Here is a 9,726-nt window from a genome sequence, read left to right on the forward strand (position 1 = left end):
GGCAGCGCGAACTGGTGGATGTCGAAGGTCATGGGGAAGACGACGACGTTGCTCGTCGGCGTCAGGTCGCGCTCCAGCGGAAAGAGGCCGAACGGGTCGCTGGTGCGCAGCCGGACGGGGCCTAACTGGTAGCGGCCGCGCTGCTGGCAGATGGTCGTCACCCGCCAGCTATAGCTCTGGCGCGGCCCCAGGCCATTGACGACGTGGCTGGAGTAGTGGAAAGGCAGGTCGGAGAAGTCGCGCACCTCCAGCCACAGCTTGGGGATGATCGTCGTGTTGCGGACGGTGAAGCGCTCCTCCAGCGGCTTGCCCACCTGGGTGCGTCGCACCCGCGTCACGCGCGACAGGTGGACGCCGTTCAGATTGATCCAGGCCCAGATGAACGACAGGATGAGCAGCACGCCCATGAGATAGGCGAGCGTGAATAAGAGGTCGCGGCCGGTGACCAGACCCGCGACGAAGGCCACCAGGGCCAACAGGAAGACGACCGTGCGCCGTTGTCCCAGGAAGGCGGCCATATCAGGCGCGCGCCCGCTGGCGGCCGACCTGCGCGCCCGGCACAGCCATGGTTTCCATCAGATCGTGGACGATCTGCTCCGGCTCGATGTCCTTGATGCGCGCCGCCGGGCCGACGATGATGCGATGGCCCAGCGCCGGGCCGGCCAGCGCCTTCACGTCGTCGGGCAGCACGTAGTCGCGGCCCAACAGCGCCGCCCGCGCCTGCCCCAGCCGGTAGATGGCCAGCGCCCCACGCGAACTGGAACCTAGATAGACGTCGGGATGCTCCCGCGTCTGCCGCACGATGTTGACAATGTACTCCTTCACCAGTGGATCGACGTAGATGTCCTTGACCGCCTCTTGCGCCGCGCGCAACTCCTCCACACCGGCGACCTGCTCCAGGGTGTTGAGGGGGTGGGTGTGCTGCTGGCGGCCGAGTAGCTCGATCTCCTCCTCCTTGCCGGGGTAGCCCAGCCGGATGCGCAACATGAAGCGGTCGAGTTGCGCCTCTGGCAGCGGGAAGGTGCCCTCGTACTCGATGGGGTTCTGCGTCGCCAGCACCATGAACGGCGTTTCCAGCGGGTGGGTAATGCCGTCCACCGTCACCTGCCGCTCCTCCATCGCCTCCAGCAGCGCCGATTGCGTCTTGGGCGTGGCGCGGTTGATCTCGTCCACCAGGACGATCTGGGCGTGGATGGGGCCGGGGCGAAACTCGAACTCGCGCGTCTTCTGGTTGAAGACCGAGACGCCGGTCACGTCGCTAGGCAGCATGTCGGGGGTGAACTGGATGCGCTGGAACTTGCAACCCACCGAGCGGGCCATCGACTTGGCCAGCACCGTCTTGCCCACGCCGGGCACGTCCTCGATGAGGATGTGGCCCTGACACAGCAGGCCCAGCACCGTCAGTTGGACCGACTGCCGCTTGCCGATGATGACGCGTTCGACGTTTTCCACAATCCGGTTGGCTATCGCCTGGATATCAGCCATATTCTTTACCTCAGGGAGATTCGGGAGTGAGCAACACGCGCGGAGTATAGCACGCTTCCAGCCAGGAGAATAAATTGGTGGCATTTTGGGGTCATGGAAGGTTAATCCTCTCCGGTCGCGCGCATCCGTTTAGCATAACGCAAATGAGCGGCAGTCAAAAATGAAGCTCACAGATGGTTAATTAGGTCACTACTTGAGGGGGAAGGAAGCGCTAGAATAGCGACCGATTCGACCCTTGCTGTCCGACATCGTCTTGTCGTATCTCTGTTACCGGTGGGTCGAGCGATTTATTCGTCTTTAGGAGAGACAAGACCGTATGAAGCGATTGAATCTGTTTTTAGTTGGCTCAGTCCTGATGCTGCTGTTGACGCTGGCTGCCTGTAGCCCGCAACCGGGCGGCGAGCCGTCGGCCGAAGACACGGCCACGGCGACCGTCGAGGACGCTCCGGCCATGACCGAGGCGGCTGAGCCGGCGACGGATGAACCGGCTGCACCGGCCGAGATGACACCCACCACCGCTCCGGCCGGCGCCGACTGCCCTACGGCGACCGAGGACACTTACGTTCTACGCAACCCGCAGCATGGCTACTGCCTGCTCTACCCGACAACGCACAAGGTGGAGCGGCCCAATCCCGACGAGGTGAACCTGGTCATTGGCGGCCTGTTGAACGCCACCGACCCGCGGGCCAACATCAAGGTGATGCCCGCCGAGGGGCGGACGGCCGCGACGTTCGCCGATGAGATCGTGGCCGGCTTCGAGGGGTTCGAGATCGCCCGCTCCGAGGCGATCGTGGCCGACCAGCCGGCGGTGGTGCTCGACGACGTGCCCGGCCAGGACATCAACCGGCAAGTGATCTTCGCCTACGAAGACCGGCTGTACCACATCTACTTCATGCCGCTCGACCCGGCCGCGCCGGAGACGCTGGACGCCTTCGCCCATGGCATCCTGGGCTCGTTCACCTTCATCCCGGTCAGCGCGACCGCGACGGCCGAGGATGAGTGCGTCCAGCCCAAAGCCGATGAGCAGCAGATCATGAACGAGGCGCTCGGCGTCTGCTTCCTGGCCCCGGCCGACTTCACCTTTGAGCAGCCGAGCGAGACGAATGCCAACCTGTTCTTCGGCTCGATGATGGACGTGGAGCATCCCAAGCTGATGATCGAAGTCAGCGAGGCGGGCGGCATGACGGCCACGCAGGCGGCCGACGCGCTGATCGCCTCGTTCCCGGACATGGAGATTCAGCGCACGTTCGGCGACATGCTGGGCTATGCGCCGGCCGACCGGCTGGACGGTGTGCCCGGCCAGGACCTTGGCCGCGTGTTGCTGGTTGCCCACAACGACCGGCTATACCGGCTGACGTTCGTCCCGGCCGATCCGTCGCAAAGCGAAGTGTACGCACAGATGGAAGAACTGTTCACGCAGATCCTCAACACCTGGCGCTTCCTGCCCTAAGATAGGGGCTAGGGGCTAGGGGCTAGGGAAGCGCACTCTTCCCTAGCCCCTAGCCCCCAGTCCCTAACCCCTGGCTCCCAATCTCCGTTTGACGCCGCCCCCTGCTCTTCATAGAATTGACGGCAAAGTCCGGCCCCCGTAGCTCAATTGGACAGAGCGTCGGCCTTCTAAGCCGAATGTTGCAGGTTCGAGCCCTGCCGGGGGCACACGCCTGATGGCGCGCTCCCCGATACCCACCAGGGCGCGCCCCAGGGCGCCACGCCTATGACCATAAAAGTGTTCTCAGTCGCCGAGATGGTGGCCGCGGAAAAGGCGGCCGACGCCGCGGGCCACTCCTACGCCCAGATGATGGAGACGGCCGGGCAGCGCGTGGCCGAAGCCATCCAGGCGCGGCACGATGTGGCCGACCGGCAAGTGCTCGTCCTCGTCGGGCCGGGCAACAACGGCGGCGATGGGCTGGTGGCCGGGCGCTATCTGGCCGAGGCCGGGGCGGTCGTGGCCTTCTACCTCTTCAAGCCGCGCGACGCCGCCCAGGATGACAACCTGGCCCGCGTCGAGGAGATGGAGCTTGACGTGCTGCTGGCCGACCACGACCACCGCTTCCGCGTCTTGCGCCACCGGCTGCGCATCACCGACATCATCGTCGATGGCCTGCTGGGCACAGGCGGCTCACGCCCCATCGAGGGGCCGCTGGCCGCGTTCATGGAGCAGATCAAGGCGGGCATCGCCGAGCGGCGGGCGGCTGCCGCGCCCGGCCGGTCGCCCCTGCTCAGCCTGACTGCCCCGCCGGCCGCGGCCGAGGAGCGCCCGGTGTGGGATGAGCGCCCCGTCGCGCCCGTCGTCGTCGCCATTGACTGCCCCAGCGGCCTGAACTGCGACACTGGCGCGCTCGACCCGCTGGCCGTGCCGGCCGATCTGACCGTCACCTTTGCCGGGCCTAAGCGCGGCCACTTCCTGTTTCCCGGCGCGACCGCCTGCGGCGAACTGGTGGTGGCCGATATCGCCATCGATCCGCAACTGCCGGCCGTGGCCGGGGTGACGCTGGAGGTGGCGACGGCTGACCTGGCCCGCGACCTGCTGCCGCGCCGCCCGCCCGACGGCCACAAGGGCACCTTCGGCACGGCGCTCATCGCCGCCGGCTCCATTCGCTATTGGGGCGCGCCGGCGCTGGCCGCGCGCGGCGCTTTCCGCGCCGGCGCGGGGCTGGTCACGCTGGCCGTGCCGCAGCGCTTGCGGCCGGCGCTGGCCGGGCAGTTCCCCGAAGCCACCTACCCCGCCATCACCGATACGGACACGCTTGGTGTCTCCACGGCCAATCTGTTGCTGTCGTCGCTGAAATCTTATGGGGCGCTGCTGGTCGGGCCGGGGCTGGGCGAGGCCGGCTCGTTCATGAATGCCCTGCTCGATGGGCTGCGCGCCCCGACCGACGGCCCCGCGCCGCCGCTACTCGTGGACGCCGACGGGCTGAACCTGCTGGCCGAGATGCCGGAATGGCCGGAGCGGCTGCCGCCCCAGACCATCCTGACGCCCCATCCGGGCGAGATGGCGCGGCTGGTCGGCCGCTCGCTGGCCGCGGTACGCGACGAGAATCGCGTGGCGCTGGCCCGCAGCTGCGCCGCCGAGTGGGGCCACGTTGTCCTGCTGAAGGGCGCCTACACCGTCATCGCCGCGCCCGACGGCCGGACGACGCTGCTACCCTTCGCCAACCCCATCCTGGCCGTGGCCGGCAGCGGCGACGTGCTGAGCGGCATCATCGTCGGGCTGCTGGCCCAGGGCGTGGAGCCATACACCGCGGCCGTGCTGGGCGGCTACCTCCACGGCGCGGCCGGGCAGCTGGCCGCCGACTTTTGGGGCGACGCCGGGCTGCTGGCCGGCGAACTGGCCGACTGGGTTTCGCACGTCCGCCGCGCGCTGCGGTAGGGGCGGGTTTCAAACCCGCCCGTACAGGCAGGATACGGCAGGGACGGGTTTGAAACCCATCCGCACAGGGCAGGATGTGGTACGGGCGGGTTTGAAACCCGCCCCTGCCAAACCTGCCCATATGACAGCGGCGGGCAGTCGTCCGCGTTCCGTCGCTTTCCCATCGCCCTGGCTATGGTATACTTGCCCATCGAACAACCGGCTTTCCCGCGCCACGGCGCACAATTGATTCAACCCCTGATCGGGCACTCTTGGATATCTTCGACACACTTTTAGAGCGGTTTGCCCTCATCGGCATTGTCGATGTCGTTGACATCCTGCTCGTCACCCTCATCATCTTCGGCGTGCTGATGCTCATTCGCGGCACGCGGGCCGTGCAGGTATTGCGCGGCCTGTTGGTGTTGGGCGCGATCATTTTCATCCTCGCCAACATCTTCGACTTGCGCGCCTTTTCCTGGCTGCTCGACAACATGCTGCCGGTGCTGCTCATCGCCATCCCGGTCATCTTCCAGCCCGAACTACGCCGGGCGTTGGAGCAGTTGGGCCTGGCCGGGCGCTACCTGCGCTTCTTCCGCAAGGATGACGTCAACCCGGTGGTCATCGCTTTCAAGGATGCCGCCCTGCGCCTCTCGCAGCGCCGCCACGGCGCGCTGGTGGTCTTCGAGCAGGATACAGGCTTGCAGGAGTACATCGACACGGGCGTCATCATGAACGCCGACCCATCGCCGGAATTGTTCTTGACCGTCTTCAACAAGCACACCGAGCTCCACGACGGCGCGATCATCGTGCGCGAGAACAAGATCGTGGCCGCTGCCTGCGTCCTGCCGCTGTCCACCAGCAGCCTGTCGGATCGACAAATGGGCCTGCGCCACCGGGCGGCGCTGGGCATCAGCGAGGTCAGCGACGCCGTGGCCGTCGTCGTCAGCGAGGAGACGGGCCAGGTGTCCATCGCCCACAACGGGCGCATCCTGCGCCGTCAGGACATCGCCCGGCTGGATACCATCCTCCACGCCTTTCTGACCGGGCCGCGCCAGTCAATGGGGGGGAGAGAGCCATGAGCCGGGCCCGCGCGGCGCTGACCAACGTCGGCACGTTCCTGTTGTCGCTGGTGCTGGCCATCTTCATCTGGATGTCGGCGTCGCAGACCCAGGACCCGGCGCGCACCCGTTTCATCGAAGTCCCGCTGGGCTTCGTCGGCATCCCGTCCAACGCCGCGCTGGTCAATACCGACGCGCGCCAGACGGTACAGATCCGCCTCGAGGGGCCGGACTCCGTCCTGCAGGCGGTCACGCCCGAAGATTTCACGGCCACAGCCGACCTGAGCGACATCCCCTCCGGCCAATTGACGACGGTCGACGTCGTTGTGGTGGGCCGCAACCCGGCGGCGCGCATCTCCTTCATCACGCCGGAGCAGGTGGACGTGCAGCTCGAACAGCAGGTGACGCGCGAAGTGCCGGTGGAACTGGACCTGCGCGGCACGGCCGCCCGCGGCCACCAGCAGGACGAGCCGCTGCTGGACCCGCCCTCCATCCAGGTCAGCGGGCCAGAGAGCCGCGTGAGCCAGCTCGATTTCGCCCTGGTGACCGTCTTTCTGAACAGCACGGCCGAGACGCTGGTCGAGTCGTCACAACCCATCTTCTATGATCAGTCCGGCCGCGTCGCCAGCGTGACCGGGCTGGACTTGAGCGCCGCCGAGGTCACCGTCACCGTGCCGGTTGTCGAGTCAGCCGGTTTTGCCGACAAGCTGGTGACAGTGGAGTGGACAGGCGAACCCGCGCCCGGCTACCGCCTGCTCAGCGTGACCGCCGTCCCGCCCAGCGTGCTGGTCGAGGGGCGTCCAGCGCAGGTGAACCAGTTGGCGAGCGTGAAGACGGAACCGATCGACATCAACGGCCTGACGCAATCGTTCCAGCAGACGGCGGTCTTGGCCCTGCCGGCCGGCATCACGGTGGATCCGGAACAGACGGTGATGGTCAACATCGAGATCGAGCCGATTCTGACGACGAGCACCTTCAACCGGGTGCCGACACTGCGCGGGCTGGGCCAGGCGTATGACGCCACGTTCGAGCCGGCGCAGGTGCGGGTCATTCTCTTCGGGCCGCTGCCGGCGCTCGATGCGCTGGCCGAGAACGATATCCGGGTCTCGCTGAACCTGTTCGGGTTGGAGCCGGGGGTCTACTCGGTGGAGCCGGATGTAGACGTGCCGGATCGGGGCATCGAGATCCGCTTGGTGCAGCCGCCAGCCGTCACGGTGACCGTTGTCCCAGCGGAGGCGGACACAGCAACGGAGCCGGACGCAGGCATAACGACGGTGGCTGTGGCTACGATAACCCCATTGGGCGCGTCGCCGGTTCAATTGCCGGCCGTCTGTTCTCTCTCGACGACCAGAATCGCCTATGGGGCGCTGGCCGATATTTGCACGCGGAGGCATGTGCCGGAATGAGTCAAAAAGCATTGGTAGCCCTGGTCGGCCGCCCCAACGTGGGCAAATCGACACTGTTCAACCGCATCATCGGCCGGCGGTTGGCCGTGGTGTCCGACGTGGCCGGCACGACCCGCGACCGGCTGTACGCCGACGCGGAGTGGGGCGGCATGAGTTTCACCGTGATCGATACCGGCGGCATCGAGGTGACCGAGGGGCGAAATACGGCCCCGCTGTCGGAGGATTCGGAGCAGTTTTTGCCGCTCATCCGGCAACAGGCGGCGGTGGCGATGGACGACGCCGACGTCATTGTCCAGGTCGTGGACGGCCAGACGGGCATCACCGCCGCCGACCGCGAGGTGGCGGCCATCTTGCGCCAGACCAAGAAGCCGGTCATCGTCGCCGCCAACAAGCTGGAGTCGTCGAAGCTATGGGACACGGCTTACGAGTTCTATGAGCTGGGGTTGGGCGAGGTCTTCGCCATCTCTTCGCTGCACGGCGCGGGCACGGGCGATCTGCTCGATGCTATCGTGGAAGCGCTGCCGCCGTCGGCCGCTCAGGAAGAGGAAGAGGACGACTCCATCCGCATTGCCATCCTGGGGCGGCCCAACGTGGGCAAGTCAACGCTGCTCAACAAGCTCATCGGCGAAGAGCGGGTCATCGTCAGCCCCATCGCCGGGACAACCCGCGACGCCATCGACGAGAAGCTGCGCTGGCATGGGCAGGAGTTCACGCTGATCGACACCGCCGGCATCCGGCGGCGGGGCAAGATCGACGTCGGCATCGAGAAGTACAGCGTGTTGCGGGCGCTGAAGACGCTGCGCCGGGCGGACGTGGCCCTGTTGCTCATCGACGGCGTGGAGGCGGTTACATCGCAGGACGCCCATATTGGCGGCATGCTGACTGACGAGAACGTCGGCGTCATCGTGCTCATCAACAAATGGGACATCGTGGAGAAAGACGCCTTCACGATGCCGGAGTACGAGAAGAAGGTGAGGGGCGAGCTGTCGTTCCTGCCCTACGCGCCCCTGCTGTTCGTGTCGGCTGAGACGGGGCAACGGCTGAACAAGATCTTCCCGACGGTGCTGGAGGTGCAAGCGGCGCGCCACCATCGCCTCTCGACCGGCGTGCTGAACGACGTGCTGCGCGATCTGGTGGCCCGCCACCCGCCGCCGACGAAGGCGGGCATTCAACTCAAGTTCTACTACGCCACCCAGGTCGCCGTCGCCCCGCCGACGTTCGTCTTCTTTGTCAACCGGCCGGAGATGATGCACTTCGGCTACCAGCGCTATATCGAGAACCAACTGCGCGAGGCCTATCCGTTCACGGGCACGCCCATCCGGCTGTTATTCCGTGGCCGCAGCGAAGAGAAGAAATAGAAATTATGAATTATGAAGAAGAACTAGAAAGCAACGCGGTCTCCGTATTCATAATTCATAATTCACAATTCCCAACAGCGCCTCCTTCATCTGCCGGCCCAGCGCCGGAATGCTGTGCTCCGCGCGGTAGCGGGCGTGGCCGGCAGCGGCGATGCGCTCGCGCAGGGCTGGATCGTCGCGCAACTCGCGCAGCCCCGCGGCCAGCGCCGCCGCATTGTTGCGCTCGACCAGGTAAACCTCCTGCCGGTCGGCCAGCGCCGCGCGAATGGTCGGCGAATCGCCGCTGATGACCGGCCGGCCCATCGCCAGCCCCTCCCACACCTTGTTCTGCACCGTGAAGTGCGCCTGCCGTGTGACGCCAAAGACGCCCAGACAGACGTGGGCCGCGGCCAGGCCGTCGAGCAACTCATCCTGATCCACAAAGCCGTGAAAGGTGACGTTGGGCAGCCCCCACGCGGCCGCCTGCTGGACAATACGCCCCTTCTCCGGCCCGCTGCCATAGAAGTCGAAGCGCACCGGCTCATCGCGCAACAGCGCCGCCGCGCCCAGGACGGCATCCATGCCGTGCGAGGGCAGGTAGCCCCCGTGATAGGTCACGCGAAAACAGTCATCCGGCGGCCGGATCGGGCGGGGGTAGAAGACCGTCTCGTCCGCGCCGTGGGGAACGTAGCGGAAGCGCTCGCGCGGCAGGTCGTACTTGTCGGCGATGTAGCCGCCATACTCGGCGTTCTCGGCGATGAGCAGGTCGGGCCGGCGCAGGCCGCCCCGCTCCAGGTGGTAGAGCAGCCGGCCGGTGAGCGGATGGGCGGCCACCAGCCCGCGCTCCTCGGCCACCAGGTGCAGCGACATAAGGATATCGAGCGCGACCGGCCGGCCGCGCCGGTGGGCCAGGCGGCGGCCCAGATAGGCGTCGAACTGGCCGGGGTAGCCGATCAGCATCACGTCGTAGTCAGGCGCGGCGGCGTGGACGCGGATGAGTTGGCGATAGGCTCCGGCCACGCGCCCCCAGAAGCGCGGATTGCGCCAGCCGCCGCTGGCCTGAGCCACGCGGTCTTCGATCCCATGCCACA

7 protein-coding genes, 1 tRNA gene and 1 pseudogene are annotated in these 9,726 nt (G+C 66.6%); 6 read left to right on the plus strand and 3 right to left on the minus strand.

From position 1 onward, the window contains the following. Together ACE3UY_RS21715 and ACE3UY_RS21720 are read right to left on the minus strand one after the other, a co-directional pair. Positions 1 to 518: pseudogene (locus ACE3UY_RS21715) on the minus strand (DUF58 domain-containing protein); the annotation flags it as partial. Between the two features lies 1 nt (position 519). Further along, positions 520 to 1,485 (minus strand): AAA family ATPase, encoded by a 966-nt coding sequence (locus tag ACE3UY_RS21720; protein WP_374689567.1) that lies wholly within the window; start codon positions 1,483 to 1,485, stop codon positions 520 to 522. Between the two features lie 316 nt (positions 1,486 to 1,801). On the opposite strand from ACE3UY_RS21720, the gene ACE3UY_RS21725 reads away from it, so the two are divergent. From ACE3UY_RS21725 to der, 6 genes are all read left to right on the plus strand, one after another. Then, positions 1,802 to 2,935, plus strand: coding sequence for a hypothetical protein (locus ACE3UY_RS21725; protein ID WP_374689568.1), 1,134 nt, complete (start codon positions 1,802 to 1,804; stop codon positions 2,933 to 2,935). Between the two features lie 132 nt (positions 2,936 to 3,067). Then, a tRNA-Arg gene (locus tag ACE3UY_RS21730) sits at positions 3,068 to 3,141 on the plus strand. 58 nt (positions 3,142 to 3,199) lie between these two features. After that, positions 3,200 to 4,855, plus strand: a complete 1,656-nt coding sequence (locus ACE3UY_RS21735; RefSeq protein WP_374689569.1) for an NAD(P)H-hydrate dehydratase — start codon at positions 3,200 to 3,202, stop codon at positions 4,853 to 4,855. 251 nt (positions 4,856 to 5,106) lie between these two features. Beyond that, positions 5,107 to 5,913: a diadenylate cyclase CdaA gene (gene cdaA, locus ACE3UY_RS21740; RefSeq protein WP_374689570.1), complete on the plus strand. Its 807-nt coding sequence runs from the start codon at positions 5,107 to 5,109 to the stop codon at positions 5,911 to 5,913. Further along, on the plus strand, positions 5,910 to 7,298 hold the full coding sequence (locus tag ACE3UY_RS21745) for a YbbR-like domain-containing protein (protein WP_374689571.1): 1,389 nt from the start codon (positions 5,910 to 5,912) through the stop codon (positions 7,296 to 7,298). Before cdaA ends, ACE3UY_RS21745 begins: the two co-directional genes overlap by 4 nt. Continuing rightward, positions 7,295 to 8,656 carry a ribosome biogenesis GTPase Der gene (gene der, locus ACE3UY_RS21750; protein ID WP_374689572.1) on the plus strand — a complete coding sequence of 454 codons (1,362 nt, stop codon included), beginning with the start codon at positions 7,295 to 7,297 and terminating at the stop codon, positions 8,654 to 8,656. Before ACE3UY_RS21745 ends, der begins: the two co-directional genes overlap by 4 nt. A 48-nt stretch (positions 8,657 to 8,704) precedes the next feature. Here der and ACE3UY_RS21755 read toward each other — a convergent pair. Further along, the coding region (locus ACE3UY_RS21755) for a glycosyltransferase (RefSeq protein ID WP_374689573.1) at positions 8,705 to 9,726 on the minus strand (1,022 nt) is incomplete at its 5' end.

It is taken from the genome of Promineifilum sp. (SeqCode), from assembly GCF_041918635.1.
Taxonomy (GTDB): Bacteria; Chloroflexota; Anaerolineae; order Promineifilales; family Promineifilaceae; genus Promineifilum.